This is a genomic window from Roseateles sp. (genome assembly GCF_965262435.1).
GTDB lineage: Bacteria > Pseudomonadota > Gammaproteobacteria > Burkholderiales > Burkholderiaceae_C > Paucibacter_A.
The window spans coordinates 1,102,751-1,120,636 of record NZ_OZ253537.1 but is presented as its reverse complement, the minus strand read 5'-3'; the positions used below and the strand labels follow the sequence as shown (position 1 = coordinate 1,120,636).

At 66.5% G+C, this 17,886-nt stretch carries 17 protein-coding genes; 10 read left to right on the top strand and 7 right to left on the bottom strand.

The window, feature by feature from the left end; all coding sequences use genetic code 11:
- Positions 1-43 precede the first annotated feature (43 nt).
- The 5 genes from lptA to ACQY39_RS04945 all read left to right on the top strand — a co-directional run bounded on the left by lptA (position 44) and on the right by ACQY39_RS04945 (position 5,571).
- The gene (gene lptA / locus ACQY39_RS04965) at positions 44-673 is read left to right on the top strand and encodes a lipopolysaccharide transport periplasmic protein LptA (protein ID WP_263516283.1); all 630 of its coding nucleotides are present in this window, start codon (positions 44-46) and stop codon (positions 671-673) included.
- Positions 670-1,461, top strand: coding sequence for an LPS export ABC transporter ATP-binding protein (lptB, locus tag ACQY39_RS04960; protein WP_428503959.1), 792 nt, complete (start codon positions 670-672; stop codon positions 1,459-1,461). The genes lptA and lptB overlap by 4 nt, the downstream gene beginning before the upstream one ends.
- Positions 1,462-1,500: 39 nt before the next feature.
- Positions 1,501-3,030, top strand: coding sequence for an RNA polymerase factor sigma-54 (locus ACQY39_RS04955; RefSeq protein ID WP_428503957.1), 1,530 nt, complete (start codon positions 1,501-1,503; stop codon positions 3,028-3,030).
- A gap of 190 nt (positions 3,031-3,220) precedes the next feature.
- Positions 3,221-4,234, top strand: coding sequence for an SGNH/GDSL hydrolase family protein (locus ACQY39_RS04950; RefSeq protein WP_428503955.1), 1,014 nt, complete (start codon positions 3,221-3,223; stop codon positions 4,232-4,234).
- 38 nt (positions 4,235-4,272) lie between these two features.
- A complete protein-coding gene (locus ACQY39_RS04945; protein ID WP_428503953.1) occupies positions 4,273-5,571 on the top strand; it encodes a THUMP domain-containing class I SAM-dependent RNA methyltransferase in 1,299 nt (432 codons plus the stop codon).
- A 12-nt stretch (positions 5,572-5,583) separates the two neighbouring features.
- Here ACQY39_RS04945 and ACQY39_RS04940 read toward each other — a convergent pair whose 3' ends face one another.
- The 6 genes from ACQY39_RS04940 to ACQY39_RS04915 all read right to left on the bottom strand — a co-directional run bounded on the left by ACQY39_RS04940 (position 5,584) and on the right by ACQY39_RS04915 (position 11,936).
- Positions 5,584-6,324: a 16S rRNA (uracil(1498)-N(3))-methyltransferase gene (locus tag ACQY39_RS04940; protein WP_428503951.1), complete on the bottom strand. Its 741-nt coding sequence runs from the start codon at positions 6,322-6,324 to the stop codon at positions 5,584-5,586.
- Positions 6,325-6,434: 110 nt separating this feature from the next.
- The gene (locus ACQY39_RS04935) at positions 6,435-6,902 is read right to left on the bottom strand and encodes a hypothetical protein (RefSeq protein WP_428503949.1); all 468 of its coding nucleotides are present in this window, start codon (positions 6,900-6,902) and stop codon (positions 6,435-6,437) included.
- A gap of 75 nt (positions 6,903-6,977) precedes the next feature.
- The gene (locus ACQY39_RS04930) at positions 6,978-8,660 is read right to left on the bottom strand and encodes a long-chain-fatty-acid--CoA ligase (RefSeq protein WP_428510724.1); all 1,683 of its coding nucleotides are present in this window, start codon (positions 8,658-8,660) and stop codon (positions 6,978-6,980) included.
- A gap of 109 nt (positions 8,661-8,769) precedes the next feature.
- Positions 8,770-10,194: an NAD(P)(+) transhydrogenase (Re/Si-specific) subunit beta gene (locus ACQY39_RS04925; RefSeq protein WP_263516269.1), complete on the bottom strand. Its 1,425-nt coding sequence runs from the start codon at positions 10,192-10,194 to the stop codon at positions 8,770-8,772.
- Positions 10,191-10,526 (bottom strand): NAD(P) transhydrogenase subunit alpha, encoded by a 336-nt coding sequence (locus tag ACQY39_RS04920; protein ID WP_428503947.1) that lies wholly within the window; start codon positions 10,524-10,526, stop codon positions 10,191-10,193. Before ACQY39_RS04920 ends, ACQY39_RS04925 begins: the two co-directional genes overlap by 4 nt.
- 279 nt (positions 10,527-10,805) lie before the next feature.
- Complete coding sequence (locus ACQY39_RS04915; protein ID WP_428503945.1) at positions 10,806-11,936, bottom strand: Re/Si-specific NAD(P)(+) transhydrogenase subunit alpha; 1,131 nt, start codon at positions 11,934-11,936, stop codon at positions 10,806-10,808.
- A 115-nt stretch (positions 11,937-12,051) separates the two neighbouring features.
- Between ACQY39_RS04915 and ACQY39_RS04910 the strand changes: the two genes are divergently transcribed.
- Both ACQY39_RS04910 and ACQY39_RS04905 read left to right on the top strand, forming a co-directional pair.
- Positions 12,052-12,549: an NUDIX hydrolase gene (locus ACQY39_RS04910; protein WP_428503943.1), complete on the top strand. Its 498-nt coding sequence runs from the start codon at positions 12,052-12,054 to the stop codon at positions 12,547-12,549.
- Positions 12,550-12,591: 42 nt separating this feature from the next.
- Entirely contained in the window at positions 12,592-13,491 is a 900-nt protein-coding gene (locus tag ACQY39_RS04905; protein WP_428503941.1) for an alpha/beta hydrolase, read from the top strand.
- A gap of 27 nt (positions 13,492-13,518) precedes the next feature.
- Here the strand turns inward: ACQY39_RS04905 and ACQY39_RS04900 are convergent, their stop codons facing one another.
- Entirely contained in the window at positions 13,519-14,436 is a 918-nt protein-coding gene (locus tag ACQY39_RS04900; protein ID WP_428503939.1) for a DUF535 family protein, read from the bottom strand.
- 172 nt (positions 14,437-14,608) lie between these two features.
- On the opposite strand from ACQY39_RS04900, the gene mnmA reads away from it, so the two are divergent.
- The 3 genes from mnmA (at position 14,609) to ACQY39_RS04885 (ending at position 17,859) form a co-directional block, all read left to right on the top strand.
- Complete coding sequence (gene mnmA / locus ACQY39_RS04895; protein WP_428503937.1) at positions 14,609-15,727, top strand: tRNA 2-thiouridine(34) synthase MnmA; 1,119 nt, start codon at positions 14,609-14,611, stop codon at positions 15,725-15,727.
- Positions 15,728-15,832: 105 nt separating this feature from the next.
- Positions 15,833-17,143 (top strand): sensor histidine kinase, encoded by a 1,311-nt coding sequence (locus ACQY39_RS04890; protein WP_428503935.1) that lies wholly within the window; start codon positions 15,833-15,835, stop codon positions 17,141-17,143.
- Positions 17,140-17,859, top strand: a complete 720-nt coding sequence (locus ACQY39_RS04885; protein ID WP_428503933.1) for a response regulator — start codon at positions 17,140-17,142, stop codon at positions 17,857-17,859. The genes ACQY39_RS04890 and ACQY39_RS04885 overlap by 4 nt, the downstream gene beginning before the upstream one ends.
- The last annotated feature ends 27 nt before the right edge of the window (positions 17,860-17,886 follow it).

Below are 17,886 nucleotides of genomic sequence, written 5' to 3'. Positions count from 1 at the left end.
CCCGTCGGCGTCCACGCCCTTGCCTGACCGAACCCCTGTGCCCATGAAGCTGTCCTCGCGTTCCACCGCCCTGCCCGGCCTGCTGGCGACCCTGGTCCTGGGCCTGGCCGCTGGCGCAGCCCAGGCCGAGAAGGCCGACCGCGGCAAGCCACTCAATATTTCCTCCAAGAACGGCGGCAGCGTCGAGATCGCCAAGCAGCGCACCGAGTTCAACGGTGATGTGGTGCTGAGCAAGGGCAGCCTGGTGCTGCGCGCCGAGAAGCTCGATGTGCGCGAGACCGGCGACGGCTACCACCAGGTCTATGCCAATGGCCAGACCGGCAAGCAGGTCAGCTTCCGCCAGGCACGCGACATTCCGGGCGAGGCCATCGAAGGCCTGGCCGACCAGCTCGAGTACGACACCCGCAGCGACACCGTGCGCTTCATCGGCAACGCCGTGGTGCGGCGCCTGCAAGGCACGACCGTGGCCGACGAGGTGACCGGCGCGGTCATCCTGTTCGACAACCGCAGCGAGGTGTTCACCTTGGAAGGCGGCCAAAGCTCGCCCCACCCGAGCGGCCGTGTGCGCGTGGTGATGATGCCGCGCGGCGCCGCCTCGGAGCCCGCCGCCACGCCGGCTTCGGGCATCCAGCTCAAGCCGAGCACCAGCCTCAGCCCGCGCAAGACGCCATGAGCGCCGGCCACCACAACGCGCCGGTGTCGGCGCTGGAATCCGGCGTGCGCAGCCGCCTCGAGGCGGAGGGCTTGGCCAAGAGCTATGGCGTGCGTCGCGTGGTCAAGAACGTGCACCTGGGCGTCAACAGCGGCGAGGTGGTCGGCCTGCTCGGGCCCAATGGCGCGGGCAAGACCACCAGCTTCTACATGATCGTCGGCCTGGTGCGCGCCGATGCCGGCGAGATTCGCATCGACGGCCAGTCGGTCGAGCACCTGCCCATCCACCAGCGCGCCCGCTTGGGCCTGAGCTATCTGCCGCAGGAAGCCTCGATCTTCCGCAAACTGACGGTGGAACAGAACATCCGTGCCGTGCTGGAACTGCAGCGCGACGAGCAGGGCCGCGCGCTGAAAGAGCCGCGCATCAAGGAACTGCTGGAAGCCCTGCTGCACGACCTCAGCATCGAAAAGCTGCGCGACAGCCCGGCGCCGGCGCTCTCGGGCGGCGAACGCCGCCGCGTCGAGATTGCCCGCGCCCTGGCCACCCAGCCGCGCTTCATCCTGCTGGACGAACCCTTTGCCGGCGTGGACCCGATCGCGGTGCTGGAGATCCAGCGCATCATCGGTTTCCTGAAGGCGCGCCAGATCGGCGTGCTGATCACCGACCACAATGTGCGCGAGACCCTGGGCATCTGCGACCGCGCCTACATCATCAGCGAGGGTTCGGTGCTGGCCGAGGGCACGCCGGACGAGATCGTCGCCAACGCCGATGTGCGCAAGGTTTATCTCGGCGAACATTTCCGCATGTGATGTGATGGCGAGCCTCCTGACAGCGCCGGGCCTGCGGCCATGAAGCAATCGCTCCAGGTTCGCCTGAGTCAGCATCTGGCGCTGACGCCGCAGCTGCAGCAGTCGATCCGTCTGCTGCAACTGTCCACCCTGGAACTGAACCAGGAAGTCGAGCAGATGCTGGCGCAGAACCCGCTGCTCGAAACCGAAGACGACTTCGCCGTCGCAGCGCCCGAACTGCCCGAGTTGCGCCAGGCCAGTGCCGCCGAAGACAGCGGCGCCGAGCGCGAACTGGGCGGCGGCGCCGAGGCCGAGGCCACGCCCGAGCTCAAGGCCGAGGACTTCGGCAACAGCGAGCGCGAGGACTGGGAGAACGGCACCGAGGGTGACGATTTCGACGGCATCCGCGAGCTGCCCAGCAACAGCGGCAGCGGCTCCGGCAGCAACGACGAAGACGGCGAGCGCAGCGAGCAGGAATCGGCCGAGATTTCCCTGCAAGAACATCTGCAGCAGCAGATGGCCGGCATGAGCTTGAGCGAATCCGACCAGCTGGCCCTGCGCCTGCTGATCGATTCCCTGAACGAGGACGGCCTGCTGGAAGACAGCCTGGAGTCGATTGCCGAGGCCTTGATCCCCGACGCGGGCGAGGACAGCGCGGCCGAACGCGAGGACCTGCTCGACCACCTGCGCATCGCCCTGAAGTGGCTGCACCATATGGACCCGGCCGGCGTCGGCGCCCGCGATCTGCCCGAGTGCCTGGTGCTGCAGCTGCGCCAGCTGCCGCGCAGCGCGCCGCAGGTGATCGCCATCATGATCTGCAAAAAGCACTTGGACCTGCTGGCCAAGCGCGACAGCCGCCGCCTGATGCTGCTGACCGGCGCCGACGAGCCCTTGCTGCGCGAGGCGCAGGCCCTGATCGTGGCGCTCGAGCCCAAGCCGGGCCGGCGCTTTGCCCACGGCCAGGCGCCGGCGGTGATTCCCGATGTGATCGTGCGCAAGGTCGGGCGCGAGCTGCGCGTCATCATCAACCCCGAGGTCGCGCCCAAGCTGCGCATCAACGAGCTCTACGCCAATGCCCTGCGCCAGACGCGCGGCGGCATCAGCAACAGCGCCCTGGGCGGCGCGCTGCAGGAGGCGCGCTGGTTCATCAAGAACATCCAGCAACGCTTCGACACCATCCTGCGTGTCTCCACTGCCATCGTCGAGCGCCAGAAAGGTTTCTTCAGCCACGGCGCCGTCGCCATGAAGCCGCTGGTGCTGCGCGAGATCGCCGACGAGCTGGGCCTGCATGAGTCGACCATCTCGCGGGTGACCACGGCCAAGTACATGGCCACGCCTTTCGGCACCTTCGAGCTCAAGTACTTCTTCGGCTCGGGCCTGTCCACCGAGGCCGGCGGCGAGGCCTCCAGCACCGCCGTGCGCGAGCTGATCAAGCAGTTCATCGCCGCCGAGAACCCGGCCAAGCCCCTGTCCGACAGCGCCCTGGCCAATATGTTGGAAGAACAAGGCATCCAGGTCGCGCGCCGTACCGTCGCCAAGTACCGCGAAGGCATGCATATTGGGACGACGACGATGCGGCGCGTGGTTTGAAGGGTGAGTGGTGAACGAGTGAACAGGTGAATGGGTGAACAACACACCACGACTCACCATTCACCTGTTCACTCGTTCACCCGTTCACCGCAGCTCACCAAACGTGAACACGCACACCGATTTCAGGTGATTCCCATTTCGAGGCATGCCATCATGCCGCCGACTTGGATCGTTACTTGAAAGGTCTGCCGTGAACACCATCCACCGCACCTCAGCTGACGCTCGCCTGCCCGCCCTGCTGATGCTCGCTGCCGGCCTGGCCTGGGCCGCACCCTCGCAGGCGCAGACTGAGGCTCAAGCCACGAGCAGCACCGCCTCCAGTTACAGCCGCGTGATCGCCTTCGGCGACAGCCTGTCAGACAACGGCAACTTCTACCGCGCCACGGGTGGCGCCGTGCCCCAGCCCGGCAACTATTTCCAGGGCCGCTTTTCCAACGGCCCGGTGGCCGTCGAGCACCTCGCCCAAGGCCTGGGCGTGAGCCTGCAAGACTACGCCTGGGGCGGCGCCCAGACCGGCTGGCTCAACGGCGCGGCGGTGGCTGCAGGCGCCCCGGCCGCCTTGCAAAACACCGGCATGCTCTCGCAGGTCGGCACCTTCCAGGCCGGGCTGGCCGGCATGGCCGCCGACAGCCAGGCGTTGTACCTGCTCTGGGGCGGCGCCAATGACTTCCAGTACCAGGGCTTCTCGCAGGCCACCGGACAAGCGGCCATCCAGAACCTCAGCAGCGCGGTCCAGACCCTCTACGGCCTGGGTGCGCGCAACTTCCTGATGCCGGGCCTGCCCGACCTGGGGCAGACGCCAGGCGGCCTCTCCTCCGGCCTGTCGGGTCAGCTGCATCTGCTGTCCCTGGGCTTCAACCTCGGCCTGAATCAAGCCATCGGCCAGCTGCGGGCCTTGCCCGGCATCGACATCCGCTATTTCGACGTCCTGGGCGCGCAGCAGGTCCTGGTCGACAACGCCGCCCAATACGGCCTGAGCAACGTCACCGAGGCCTGCTTCACCGGCTATGTCGGCCAGCCCAATGGCAGCACCTGCAGCAACCCCGACGGGTATATGTTCTGGGACCGCATCCATCCGACCGCGGTCACCCACAGCGTGCTCGGCCAGGGCATGCTGGCCGCCGTGCCGGAGCCGCAAACCCTGCTGCTGATGAGCTTGGGCCTGATGGCTGTGCTGGGCCTGAACCGCCGTCGCCGCGCCTGAGTACGGCCGAGGCGGCCAATCCTGGGACAATCGGGCCCATGGCCGCCAAAGAATCCCCCAAAGACCTGCACCACCTCTTCGTCTCCTGCCCCTCGGGCGTGGAGCGCCTGCTTGACGAAGAGGTGCGGGCCATCCTGCCCAAGACCCATATCGAGGTGCTGCGCGGCGGCATCGCGCTGAAGAGCGATCTCGAAGGCGTGATGAAGCTCAACCTCGAATGCCGGCTGGCGCAGCGCGTGCTGATCGAACTGATCTCGGGCGGCTACCGCCACGAGGACGACATCTACGCCCTGGCTCGCCGCATCGACTGGTGCGACTGGATCACACCGGCCGAGACCATCCGCGTCGACACCGTGGCCCAGCGCTCGCCGCTGCGCAGCCTCAACTTCGCCACCTTGCGCGTGAAAGACGCCATCTGCGATGTGCTGCGCGATGCCACCGGCGAGCGGCCCAGCGTCGACACCCGCTTCCCCGACCTGCCGGTGATGCTGCACCTCAGCGAAACCGACGCCACGCTCTACATCGACACCTCGGGCGAGCCCCTGTTCAAGCGCGGCTGGCGCGAGGACAAAGGCGACGCCCCGCTGAAGGAAACCCTGGCCGCCGCCATGCTGGCCGCGGCCGGCTGGAAGGGCACGCCCGAAACCGGCGGCGCCCTGCACGACCCCTGCTGCGGCTCGGGCACCATCGCCGTCGAAGCCGCGCAAATCGCATGTGGCATGGCCGCCGGCATGCAGCGCCGCTTTGCCTTCGAGCGCCAGCTGCCCTTCGTGCCCCTGCGTGGCCGCTGGCAGGCCATCAAGCAGGCCGCCAAGGACCGCGAGCATGCGCCCGCCGTGCCGATCTTCTGCAGCGATGTGGCCTTCCGCATGGTCGATTTCGCGCGCCGCAATGCCGAGCGCGCAGGCGTGGCCCAGTACATCCAGTTCAACGGCGGTGACGCGCTCGAACGCCCCGCGCCCGAGCTGCCCGAGGGCATGCCCGGCACCATCTTGATGAACCCGCCCTACGGCGAGCGCATCGAAGTGCGCGGCAAGGCCGGCAATGTGCAGATGAGCCGCGATGCTGGCGGCTCCGAAGCGCGCGATGCCGGCGACGACTTCTTCCCCCGCCTGGCCGCCCACTGGAAGCGCGCCTACACCCAGAACGCAGCCGGCTGGACCGCCTGGCTGCTCTGCCCGGACATGAAGCTGCCCAGCAAGATGCGCCTGAAGGAATCGCGCAAGTTCCCGATGTGGAATGGCCCGATCGAATGCCGGCTGTTCCGCTTCGACCTGATCAAGGGCTCGGCGCGCAAGGACAAGGGCAGCGGGGACGAGGCCAGCGCCGAGGCCTGAACGCCCGCCGGCTCAGGCTTCCGACAGTGCCAGCCAGCCGAGCACCGCCAGCGGCGCTGTATCGGCGCGCAGGATGCGCGGGCCCAGTTGCACGGCCACGAAACCCTGGGCACGGGCCGCGTCTTCTTCAGCGGGGCTGAGGCCACCCTCCGGGCCGCTGAGCACCAGGGTGTGAGTGGCCTGGGCCTGGGCGGCGGCCAGGGCCTGCAAGGGCTGGGCGGCCATCGGGCTGAGCAGCCAACGGCGCTGCCCGGCCGGCTGCGGGCCCAGGCCGGACAGCCATGAGGCCAGGGACTGCACTGCGCCGATCTCGGGGATGCGGCTGCGGCCGCATTGCTCGGCGGCGGCGATGGCCACACCGCGCCAATGCGCTTGCTTTTTCTCGGCCCGCTCGCCGCTCAGGCGCAGCACCGAGCGCTCGCTCATCAAGGGCTGGACACCACTGGCACCCAGCTCGGTGGCTTTCTCGACCACGCCGTCCATGCGGTCGTTGGCCGGCATGGCCAGGGCCAGGGTGATGTGCTGGCGCAATTCGCGCTGCACCAGCTGACGGGCCTGCAGATGCACACGCACCTCGCTGCGGCCCATGGCCAGCACTTCCGCCTGCCACTCAAACCCACTGCCATCGAACAAAGTCAGCGGATTCCCCGGCTGCAAGCGCAGCACCTGGACATGGCGGGCGGCACTGGGCGGCAGGCTCAGCTCGGACACTTCAGCGGCGAGCGGCTGATCGACATAAAAACGCGGCGGCATGGCGGTCCACGGCGCAAGCAGCGCGCCGTGCCTTTCAAATCAAGAAGTCGTCAGTGTGCCAGCGATCACGAGCCAGCCAAGTCGGCTGCCGTGCCGGCAAGAAGCCCAACTCAGAGCGGCAGGCCGAGATCGCGGCGCACCTCGGTCGCAGCGCCATCCCCCTGAGCCTGGCGAACCTCGTCGACAAAGCGCAGAGCAAGCTGCTGCATGGCCGCGAGATCGCCACAGCGCTCGACATCCAGCACCCAGCGGTAGCCCTTGATCAAGCCCAGACGCTGGCGAGCCGCGCTGGTGAGGAAGGCATAAAGCGCCTGCTGGTCCAAACTGGGCAAGGCGGGTGGCGCCACTGTTCGCACGGGCGCAGCGACCGACAGGCCCGCAGGAGCGATCAATCCTTGCTGAATCAGCAAGGCCAGATCTTCGGCCGTGGCGCCCTGAACCAACTCCAACCACTGCCCTGCGTTCTTGCTGCCGTCGATGAGCAAGAGCAGATTGCGCACGCTGCGCGACAAAGGCTGGGCGCGAGCTTTGATCTCTGCGCGGCCTTGCTCGGTTTTGACATAGGCCTGTTCAAGCATCACGAGTCCCCCCAGACAAACCTGACTCTAGGGGACTTGCACGCCACTCGGGCAGAAACCACAGCGACAACAAGCTCAGTTCTTGTCGCGTAGTTCACGCCGAAGGATCTTACCGACCGGGGTCTTGGGCAGCTCGTTGCGGAATTCGATGATCTTGGGGCGCTTGTAGCCGGTCAGATTGGCTTCGCAGTAAGCCCGGACATCGGCTTCGCTGACTTCCTTGCTGGCGCCGGGCTTGCGCACGATGGCCACCTTGACCGCCTCGCCTGCTTTCGCATCGGCGATGCCGACCGCCGCGCATTCCAGCACGCCGTCCATCATGGTGATCACGTCTTCCACCTCGTTGGGGTAGACGTTGAAGCCGCTGACCAGAATCATGTCCTTCTTGCGGTCGACGACGCGGAAATAACCTTGTTCGTCCACGGTGCCGATATCACCGGTTCGGAAGAAGCCATCGGCGGTCATGACCTGGGCGGTTTCATCGGGGCGCTGCCAGTAGCCGGCCATGACTTGCGGGCCACGGATGGCGATCTCGCCGGTGGCCCCGGGCGCGGCCAGCTGGCCGGCGTCGTCCAGCAGGCACAACTCGGTGCTGGGCAGAGGCAGGCCGATGGAGCCGGTGTAGCGCGTAAGGTTGGTCGGGTTGCAGCTGGCCACCGGCGAGGTTTCGCTCAAGCCATAACCTTCACAGATGGAGCAGCCAGTCTTTTCCAGCCAGAGCTTGGCCGTGGCCTGCTGCACCGCCATGCCGCCGCCCACCGAGATGACCAGATGGCTCCAGTCCACGGTGTTGAAGTCCTTGTGGTTGGCCATGGCCATGAACAAGGTGTTGACGGCTGGGAAGCAGTGGAAGCGGTGCTTGGCCAGCTCCTTGAACATGCCGGGCAGGTCACGCGGATTGGGGATCAGCACATTGCAGCCGCCCATATGCATGGCCAGCATCATGTTCGTGGTGAAACCGAAGATGTGATACAGCGGCAGGGCGGCAATGCCGACCACCTGCTCGCCGGCCGGCACCTTGCTGAGCGCCGGCATGTACCAGGCCTCGGCCTGCATCACATTGGCGACCAGATTGCGATGCAAGAGCACGGCGCCCTTGGACACGCCCGTGGTGCCACCCGTGTACTGCAGGACCGCGATGTCGTTGGGGCCGACTTTGGGCACCTTGTAGCTCAGGCTGCGCCCGCGCGCGACCGCGTCGCTGAAGGCCACGGCGCCGGGCAGCTCGAAGGCCGGCACCATCTTCTTCACGCGGCGCACCACGTAATTGACGATCAGGCTCTTGGGGAAGCCCAGCATCTCGCCCATGGAGGCGAGGATCACATGCTGGGTCGGCACCTGCTTGATCACATGCTGCAGCGTGGCGGCGAAATTCTCCAGGATGACGATGGCCTTGGCGCCGGCGTCCTTGAGCTGATGCTCGAGCTCGCGCGGCGTGTAAAGCGGGTTGACGTTCACCACCACATAGCCGGCCCGCAGAATGGCAGCCACCGCCACCGGGTACTGCAGCACATTGGGCATCATGACGGCGACGCGGTCGCCCTTTTCCAGGCCCAGGCTCTGCAGATAAGCGGCCAGAGCGCGCGAAACCTCGTCGATCTGAGCGAACTTGAGCGTGCGCCCCATCATGGTGTAGGCCGGCAGCTCCGGGTACTTGCGGAAGGCCGAATCCATCAGGTCCACCAGGGACGGGTACTGCTCGGCATGGATCTCGGCAGGAACTCCCTCGGGGTAGCTCTTGAGCCAGGTCTTCTCCATTGTCTTTGTCTCCATTCGATGCCCGGATTCTGACCGATGGAGCCCCCCCAACTTATCAGGGGATTCGATACAGGACTCTAGAGCGGCAAGGAACTGCCGGCCTCGGCGTTCACTCGATCGCCTTGACCATGTCCTCCACCACCTTCTTGGCGTCGCCGAAGACCATCATGGTCTTGTCCATATAGAAGAGCTCGTTGTCCAGGCCGGCATAGCCGGCCGCCATGGAGCGCTTGTTGACGATGATGGTCTTGGCCTTGTAGGCCTCGAGGATGGGCATGCCGTAGATGGGGCTGCCCTTGGTCAGCGCGGCCGGATTCACCACATCGTTGGCGCCCAGCACGATGGCGACATCGACCTGGCCGAACTCGCCGTTGATGTCCTCCATCTCGAAGACTTGGTCGTAAGGCACTTCGGCCTCGGCCAGCAGCACATTCATATGGCCGGGCATGCGGCCGGCCACCGGGTGGATGGCGTACTTGACCGTGATGCCCTTGTGCGTGAGCTTCTCGGCCAGCTCCTTGACCGCATGCTGGGCGCGCGCCACCGCCAGACCATAGCCGGGCACGATCACCACCGTCTCGGCATTGCCAAGAATGAAGGCGGCATCATCGGCGCTGCCGCTCTTGACCGAGCGCTGCACGGCGGCCCCGGCCGCTGCACTGGAGGTGTCACCACCAAAACCACCCAGGATCACATTGAAGAAGCTGCGGTTCATGGCCTTGCACATGATGTAGCTCAGGATCGCCCCCGAGCTGCCCACCAGAGAGCCGGCAATGATCAGCATGCTGTTGTTCAGGCTGAAGCCGATGCCGGCTGCCGCCCAACCCGAGTAGCTGTTCAGCATGGACACCACCACCGGCATGTCGGCGCCGCCGATCGGGATGATCAGCAGCACGCCCAGCGCAAAGCCCAGAGCCAGGATCAGGCCGAAGTCCAGCCAGCTCTGCGAATGCCAGAAGCCGAAGCAGAAGAACAGCGCCGCCAGGCCCAGGGCCAGGTTGAGCTTGTGCTGACCGGGGAAGGACACCGGAGCGCCCTGAAACAGGCGGAACTTGTACTTGCCCGAGAGCTTGCCGAAGGCGATCACCGAACCGCTGAAGGTGATCGCGCCGATGAAGGCGCCCAGCGCCAGCTCGATGCGGTTGCCGCCCGGAATCGGATCGCCCTTGGCCGTGATGGCAAAGGCCCAGGGCTCCAGCACGGCGGTCGCGGCGATGAAGACCGCGGCCAGGCCGATCATGCTGTGCATGAAGGCGACCAACTCGGGCATCTTGGTCATCTCGACCTTCTGCGCCATGTAAGCGCCGATGCCGCCGCCGACCACCAGGCCGGCCAGCACATAGGCCAGCCCCAGGCTCTGGCCGCCGGCCAGCTTGAGGATCAGGGCCACCGTGGTCAGCGCAGCAATGGCCATGCCGACCATGCCGAATAGGTTGCCGCGGATCGAGCTGGTCGGGTGCGACAAGCCCTTGAGCGCCTGGATGAAGCAGACGCTGGCGATCAGATAAAGCAGTGTGACGAGGTTCAGACTCATGACCGGCCCTCCGCGGCCTTGGTGTTCTTGTCGGTAGGCTTGGGCGCCTTCTTCTTGAACATCTCCAGCATCCGGCGCGTGACCAGGAAGCCGCCGAAGACATTGACCGCCGCCAGGGCCACGGCCAGGGTGCCCATGAGCTTGCCGAGATCGGTTTCGGTCAAGGCTGCCGCCAGCATGGCGCCGACGATGACGATGGCCGAGATGGCATTGGTGACCGCCATCAGCGGCGTGTGCAGGGCCGGCGTGACCGTCCAGACCACGTGGTAGCCCACGTAGATAGCCAGCACGAAGATGATCAAATTGGTGAGGGTGGGACTGACGAGTTCCATGGCAATCTCGGGTTAGGGCCTATTCACACTACGGATACTTGTGCGAGAGGGGCAGAAAGGGCCCCAAGCTAGGCGGACGACGAAGCCCAGGCTAGCCGCCTGGGCGAGGAGTTCAACGACGAATGGGGCCCTTTCTGCCCCTCTCCCGAAGGGTTGCCGCACAAATCACCGTGCACGTTGTTGCAAAGCCTCGCCGGGGGGTGACCCCGGCTTCGTTTTACGCCTAGCGCACGGTGATTTGTGAGGCAACGCATCAGGTATCCGTAGTGTGAATAGGCCCTAGCTGCGCTTGACCTCACCGCCCTGGCTGACCAGGCAGGCGGCGACGATGTCGTCATCGAGGGGCACGCTGAGCGTGCCGTCCTTGGCGAGGACGAGCTTGAGAAAGTCCAGCACATTGCGGGCATAGAGGGCCGAGGCATCGGCCGCCACCAAGGCCGGCAGATTGGTCTCCCCGACCAGGGTGACGCCATGCTTGACGACCGAGCGGCCGGCCTCGGTCAGCGGGCAGTTCCCGCCGATGCCATCGGCGCCACGGCCAGCGGCCAGGTCGACGATGACCGAGCCCGGCTTCATGCTGCGCACCATGTCCTCGCTGATCAGCTGCGGCGCGGCACGGCCCGGGATCAGGGCGGTGCTGATCACCACATCGGCCTGCGCCACGCGTTTGGCCACCTCGGCGCGCTGGCGGTCCAGCCAGCTTGGCGGCATGGGCCGGGCATAACCGCCCACGCCCTCGGCAGCTTCACGCTCTTCTTGGGTTTCGTAAGGCACATCGATGAACTTGGCGCCGAGCGACTCGACCTGCTCCCTGACCGCCGGCCGCACATCCGAGGCCTCGATCACCGCGCCGAGTCGCTTCGCCGTGGCAATCGCCTGCAGGCCGGCCACGCCGACACCCAGGATGACGACGCGCGCCGCCTTGACCGTGCCAGCCGCCGTCATCAGCATGGGGAAGAAGCGCTGATAACGCTCGGCCGCCATCATCACCGCCTTGTAGCCGGCGATATTGGCCTGGCTGGACAGCACATCCATGCTCTGGGCGCGCGAGGTGCGCGGCGCGGCTTCCAGGGCAAAACTGGTCAGGCCGGCGGCGGCCAGGGCCTGCAGACCGGGGCGGTCGAAGGGGTCGAGCATGCCCACGAGCGTGGCCCCCGACTTCATCAGGCCCAGCTCCTCGGCCTCAGGCCGGCGCACCTTGAGCACCAGATCGGCACCCAGGGCAGCGGCCTGCTCGACGATGTCGGCCCCGGCCGCAAGGTAGGCCTCGTCGGTGATGCTGGCCGCCAGGCCAGCCTCGCGCTCGACCTGCACGCTATGGCCTTGCGCCTTCAACTTCTTGACCGTCTCCGGGGTGGCTGCCACCCGCGTCTCTCCGGCCGCGCGCTCGCGCGGAACACCTATCTGCATGAGTCCCTCCTCGGGTCAATCAATGGATCTGTTCGTTCGGCTTGCGGGAAGCTTACACAATCAAGGAGACACTCCACCCCCGTAGACACCCCTGTAAGCGCGGAGCAAACGACAGATGACAAATCACGAACGCTGGAAGCCTTCGGTCACGGTAGCGGCCGTGGTCGAACGAGACGGCCGCTACCTGCTGGTCGAGGAGGAAACGCCCGAAGGCCTGATGCTGAACAACCCGGCCGGCCACCTTGACCCGGGCGAGACGCCGCTGCAGGCGGTGGTGCGCGAGGCGCTGGAGGAAACCGCGCGTGCGTTCACTCCCGAGTTCTTCCTCGGTTGCTATCTGGCGCGCTTCCAGCGGCCGGCGCGGCAGGAGGATGTCACCTACCTGCGTCTGGCTTTTGGCGGTACGGTCGGAAAAGAAATCGCGGGCCGAGTGCTGGACCAGGGCATCGTGCGCACGCTCTGGCTCAGCCTGGACGAGTTGCGCGCCACTGCAGCGCGCCACCGAAGCCCGCTGGTGCTGCGCTGCTGCGAGGACCATGCAGCAGGCCGGCGCCTGCCGCTGGACACGATTCAAGCCGATGCCACGCTGTTCGCGCCTCAAGTCAAGGACTGAGGACCCTACACTGTGCGCCGAACTCCAGGGATCCAAGCGGTTATGACGAAACGAATTCCAAAGCACAGGACAGGCCAGCTGCTGGCCCGCGGCCTGCTGAGCTTGTGCCTCAGCCTGGGCGCCGCCATGGCTCTTGCGCAGAGTCCTGGCTTTGAAGCCGCGCCCCAGCCCCTGATCATTGGTGACAGCTTGCTGCTGCGCTCCAGCGTGCTCAAGGAAACGCGCCGCATCAATGTCTACCTGCCCGAGGCTTACGCCCAGGCACCGCAAGCCGCCCAGCGCTGGCCGGTGCTCTACATGCCGGACGGTGGTTTGGCCGAGGACTTCCTACACATCGCCGGCCTGCTGCAAGTGTCAGTGGCCAATGGCACGATGCGGCCGTTCATCCTGGTCGGCATCGAGAACACCGAGCGCCGCCGCGACCTGACCGGCCCCAGCGCGGACCCGCGTGACCTCAAGATTGCGCCGCGCGTGGGCGGCTCGGCGGCCTTCCGGCAGTTCATCCGCGAAGAGCTGAAGCCTGCCATCCAGGCTCGCTACCGGACCACGACCGAGAGCGCGGTGATCGGCGAATCGCTGGCCGGGCTGTTCGTGGTCGAAACCTGGGTGCTGGAACCGACGCTGTTCGAGCGCTACATCGCCATCGACCCCAGCCTGTGGTGGAACCATGAAGGTCTGAAGACCCAGGCCGCCGAAACCTTGAAGGCGGGCAAGAACGGCACGCCAGGCCAGACGCCGCCGGCCTTTCTGTTCATGGCGGCCAGCCGCGAGCCCTCGATCCAACCCACGGTGACCCGCTTTGCCGAGCTCCTGCGCAGTCTGCCGGCCGAGCGCACGGGCCCCTGGCAGCATCTGGACATGCCGCAGGAGACCCACGCCTCGATCTACCACCCCGCGGCTCTGCTGGCTTTGCGCCAGATGTTCAAACCGACCCCGCCTTGAGGTCGACTTACCAGGCCTTCGCCGCGCTCAGAGCGGGCTGAAGGTCTGCACCACGGCCAGGTCGCCGGCCCAGACCGCCATTTGCAGCTGCAGGCCGACATACATGGCATCCAGCATGGCGAATTTGCGCTTGACCTCGGTGCGCTTGCGCGAAGGCACCTCCTCCAGCACCGGCTGCGGCGCTTCGTCGCAGCGCAGCTCGAAATTGCCGCAGTCGCTGGGCCGCGCGCCGATCTCGGACCAGAGCGCGTCATAGTTGGAGCTGATCTTGCGGCGGCGCCAGGGGTTGAGCGCCACACGGTCGCGGTTGCTGATCAGGATCAGGCGCTCGCAGCCCAGCGAGGCGCCGATCTGGCGCACCGCCTGCACCAGCACCACGCCGGGCCGGCAGCCATAGAAATCCTTGGTGGCTCGGCGCACCAGCTCGCGCGAACCCTCGCTGCGCCCACCCTGCAGACGGCCAATGGCCACGCAGGGCTGGCCCTGGCGGCGCATGAAGACGAAGGAGGCGCTGAACACCATCTCGCCATCGAGCATGAGGCGCAGGCAGAGGTCCCCCTCGCGGTGGCCCTCGTGAACGGCCGACAGCTCGACCTGGAAAGTCGCAGCCGATTTGCCACTCAGCTCACAGAGCACCAGGTTCTCGCGCGCCGCCCGAGCCAGCACCGACTCCAGCCCTTGTTCGAGCAGAAAGCCGTAGTGGTCCATCAGCAACTCCACCCGCCGCGCGCAACCCAGGCGGCGCGAAAAATAGGGGCGGTAGATCTTGCTCAGCAGCTTGGGGTGCTGGCGCACGGCTGACATCAAAACGGGGTGAGCGCTGACAAAGCTCATCCAACGCCGGGTCTGGGTCGGGTGCAAGAGGGCGCCGAGGTAAATCTTGAAACGATCCTTGGCGCTGATGCGGCCGCAGTAAGGGGTGATTCGAAAAGGATTCAGCTTCATGGCCGGCGCTCGCGGGGCGCAAAACGCCGCCGAATCATTGGGAGAGCCGGGACTGTAAAGTTATGTGAATGACAGTTCCACCATCGCTGGACGAGTGCCGGACACTGCACCAGCGCGGGGCACCAGCCAGCACTGCGACGCCGATGTCCCCCCTTGCGGGACAATCGCGGCCATGAACTCCAAGCAACGCATCGTCGTCGGCCTGTCCGGCGGCGTCGATTCCGCCGTCACCGCCTACCTGTTGAAGAAGGCCGGCCACGAAGTCGTGGGCATCTTCATGAAGAACTGGGAGGACGATGACGACAGCGAGTACTGCTCGTCCAATATCGACTTCGTCGACGCGGCCGCCGTGGCCGACGTGATCGGCATCGAGATCGAGCATGTCAACTTCGCCGCCGATTACAAAGACCGGGTCTTCGCCGCCTTTCTGCGCGAGTACCAGGCCGGCCGCACGCCCAACCCCGATGTGCTGTGCAATGCCGAGATCAAGTTCAAGGCCTTCCTCGACCACGCCCTGCGCCTGGGCGCCGAGAAGATCGCCACCGGCCATTACGCCCGAGTGCGTGAAGTCGATGGACGAACCCAGCTTTTGAAGGGCGTGGACAACAGCAAGGACCAGAGCTACTTCCTGCACCGCCTGAACCAAGCCCAGCTGGCCAAGACCCTGTTCCCGGTCGGCGAGCTGCACAAGACCGAGGTGCGCCGAATCGCCGAGGAGATTGGCCTGCCCAACGCCAAGAAAAAGGACTCGACCGGCATCTGCTTCATCGGCGAGCGGCCCTTCCGTGAGTTCCTGAACCGCTACCTGGCCCACCAGCCTGGCCCGATCAAGGACGAGCGCGGCCGCAAACTGGGCGAACATGTCGGCCTGTCCTTCTACACCCTGGGCCAGCGCCAGGGCCTGGGCATCGGCGGCGTCAAGGAAAAAGGCGCACCGCGCGGCGGCGGCGAGCACGAGCCCTGGTTCGTGGCGCGCAAGGACATGGAAAAGAACACCTTGTATGTGGTGCAGGGCCACGAGCACCCCTGGCTGCTGAGCCAAGCCCTGATCGCCGACGACCTGTCCTGGACCGACACCCAGCCCGCCTTTGGCGGCTTGGGTGCCAAGACGCGCTACCGCCAGGCCGATGCCGCCTGCGCCTTCCACCCCGACACGCCGGCGGTCGGCCGCTGCCGCGTGGACTTTGCCCAGCCGCAATGGGCCGTCACGCCGGGCCAGAGCCTGGTGCTCTACGACGGCGAAGTCTGCCTGGGTGGTGGCGTGATCGCCGAAGCCATCGCGCAAAGCTGATCCCCCCCCCGAGATCGGGGCTGCCTGCATGACCAAACACACATGCCAGAAGCGACCCCGATGTGGCACCCTGCCGGCCAGGCGCTTCGCTGAACAAAGTCTCCCTTGCTCAATTTGCTGAATTCCCCACCGCTGCGCCTGCTCGACCAAACGCTGGACCGTGTGCTGGCACGCGTGGCGCAGCCCAATGTGGTGCTGCGCGTGGCCGCCCTGTCGATCTGCCTGCTGGAGCTGGCCGCGGCCGTGGCCGGCCTGCTGGGCTACCGCACCGACGCCTATGACGGCGCGGTGCCCGCCCTATACCTGCGCTGGGGCGGCAACAGCAACGACCCTATCCTGCTGATCACGTGCTTCAGCCTCGTGCTGCTGTTCGCCTGGGGCTATTGGCGCCTGGCCCGCGAAGGCCGGGCCGACCAGCCGCCGCCGAATGCCCTGCTGCGCCTGGTGATGATCGACCTGCTGGCCATCGCCGTCACGCCGGGCCTGCCTTTTCTTGTCACGGCCCTGGCTGCCGTGCTGTTGCGCGCGCGCACGGCCTTCCTGTTCGCCCTGGCCCAGATCGCCATCAACCTGGCCATGAACTGGCTGCTGCCCCTGGCCGAACTGGTAACGCCGGGCAGCAGCGGTGTGCCCAACTGGCTGGACAATATGGGCCTGCTGATGGCCATGGTGGCCTTGCATGGCATGGCCTTCGGCCTGGGCCGCATGGCGGCGGCCGAATCCGAAAAGCGCCGCTGGCTGCAAGCCATGCTGGCCGAACGCCTGAGCGCCGAGCAGCTGCAGGCAGAGCAGCTGCGCTACAACGAGCGCACCTTGATGGCGCGGGAACTGCACGATGTGGTCGGCCACCACCTGACCGCCCTGAACCTGCAGCTGCAGCTCAGCAGTGCCCTGCTGCAGCGCGCCGATGGCGAAGGCGCCGCCTTGGCCGTCGACAAGGCGCGGCAGAGCGCGGCGAACCTGCTGGCCGATGTGCGCCAGGCCGTCAGCCAGCAACGCAGCTCGCAGCGCATCGACCTCAGCACCGCCTTGCAAGCCCTGGTCGACGGCATTGCCAGCACTCAGATCGAGCTGAGCATCGCCCCCAGCGCCCGCGACCTGAGCCCGCGCGTGGCCCACGCCTTGCTGCGCTGTGTGCAGGAGGCGGTGACCAACAGCGTTCGCCACGCCCGCGCCTCGCGGGTGAGCATCGAAGTGGCCATCGAGGATCGCGAAATGAGCCTGAGCACGGACAACTTGCCACAAGGCGAAGTCCGCGTCAGCATTGACGACAACGGCCTGGGTGCCAGCCACCTCAAGCCAGGCAATGGCCTGCTAGGCATGGCCGAACGCATGAGCGAGCTCGGCGGGCGCATGGATGTGCGGCGTAGCCAGCCCGGTTTCCGAATTGAACTGCGGTGCCCAAGGACAGCATGAACACCCACAGCAACAACCTCCCTCACCTCAAGCCCGCCAGCGCCGCAGACGCCTCGGCCAAAGGCAGCATCCGCCTGCTGCTGGTGGAAGACCAGCAATTGGTGCGCGACGGCCTCAAGGGCCTGCTGGCCCTGCACGAGGACATCCAGATCGTCGGCGAGGCCAGCGACGGCGCGGACGCACTCGAGCAGATCACCCGCCTGGGCGGCGAGCCGCCAGACCTGATCCTCTCCGACATGCGCATGCCGCGCCTGGACGGCCTGGGCCTGATCCGCGCCCTGGCGGCGCGCGCGCTGAGTATCCCGGTGGTGCTGCTGACCACGTTTGACGATGCCGCCGTGTTCGACGAGGCCGTGCGCGCTGGCGCCCGCGGCTTCCTGCTCAAGGCCATCAGCACCGACACCCTGGTGCAGGCCTTGCGCGATGTGGCTGAAGGCGGCACCGCTCTGCGCCCCTCGCTGACCACGCGCATGGAGCGCCCGGCCAGCACGGCCGAACGCGCCTTCCTGGCCACCGAACAGCCCGACCCGCTGTCACCCAAGGAGCTGCAGGTGCTGCGCCTGGTGGCCAGCGGCCGCAGCAACACCGAGATCGCCGCCCTGCTGGGCAACAGCGAGGGCGTGATCAAGAACCACTGCTCGGCCATCTTCTCCAAGATGGGCGTGCGCGACCGCACCCAGGCGGTGTTGCGCGCGATTGACTTGGGTTGGATCTGAAACGCGAGGCCTGACCCGTCCCGCGTC

Bases quoted from the DNA above. Each gene is read 5' to 3' on its own strand.
- ACQY39_RS04925 (WP_263516269.1), bottom strand. From the start codon at position 10,194: ATGAGTCTGAACCTCGTCACACTGCTTTATCTGATCGCCAGCGTCTGC.
- ACQY39_RS04905 (WP_428503941.1), top strand. From the start codon at position 12,592: ATGACGAAACGAATTCCAAAGCACAGGACAGGCCAGCTGCTGGCCCGC.
- ACQY39_RS04920 (WP_428503947.1), bottom strand. From the start codon at position 10,526: ATGGAACTCGTCAGTCCCACCCTCACCAATTTGATCATCTTCGTGCTG.
- ACQY39_RS04915 (WP_428503945.1), bottom strand. From the start codon at position 11,936: ATGCAGATAGGTGTTCCGCGCGAGCGCGCGGCCGGAGAGACGCGGGTG.
- ACQY39_RS04945 (WP_428503953.1), top strand. From the start codon at position 4,273: ATGGCCGCCAAAGAATCCCCCAAAGACCTGCACCACCTCTTCGTCTCC.
- ACQY39_RS04900 (WP_428503939.1), bottom strand. From the start codon at position 14,436: ATGAAGCTGAATCCTTTTCGAATCACCCCTTACTGCGGCCGCATCAGC.
- lptB (WP_428503959.1), top strand. From the start codon at position 670: ATGAGCGCCGGCCACCACAACGCGCCGGTGTCGGCGCTGGAATCCGGC.
- lptA (WP_263516283.1), top strand. From the start codon at position 44: ATGAAGCTGTCCTCGCGTTCCACCGCCCTGCCCGGCCTGCTGGCGACC.
- ACQY39_RS04935 (WP_428503949.1), bottom strand. From the start codon at position 6,902: ATGCTTGAACAGGCCTATGTCAAAACCGAGCAAGGCCGCGCAGAGATC.
- ACQY39_RS04885 (WP_428503933.1), top strand. From the start codon at position 17,140: ATGAACACCCACAGCAACAACCTCCCTCACCTCAAGCCCGCCAGCGCC.
- ACQY39_RS04930 (WP_428510724.1), bottom strand. From the start codon at position 8,660: ATGGAGAAGACCTGGCTCAAGAGCTACCCCGAGGGAGTTCCTGCCGAG.
- ACQY39_RS04940 (WP_428503951.1), bottom strand. From the start codon at position 6,324: ATGCCGCCGCGTTTTTATGTCGATCAGCCGCTCGCCGCTGAAGTGTCC.
- ACQY39_RS04955 (WP_428503957.1), top strand. From the start codon at position 1,501: ATGAAGCAATCGCTCCAGGTTCGCCTGAGTCAGCATCTGGCGCTGACG.
- mnmA (WP_428503937.1), top strand. From the start codon at position 14,609: ATGAACTCCAAGCAACGCATCGTCGTCGGCCTGTCCGGCGGCGTCGAT.
- ACQY39_RS04910 (WP_428503943.1), top strand. From the start codon at position 12,052: ATGACAAATCACGAACGCTGGAAGCCTTCGGTCACGGTAGCGGCCGTG.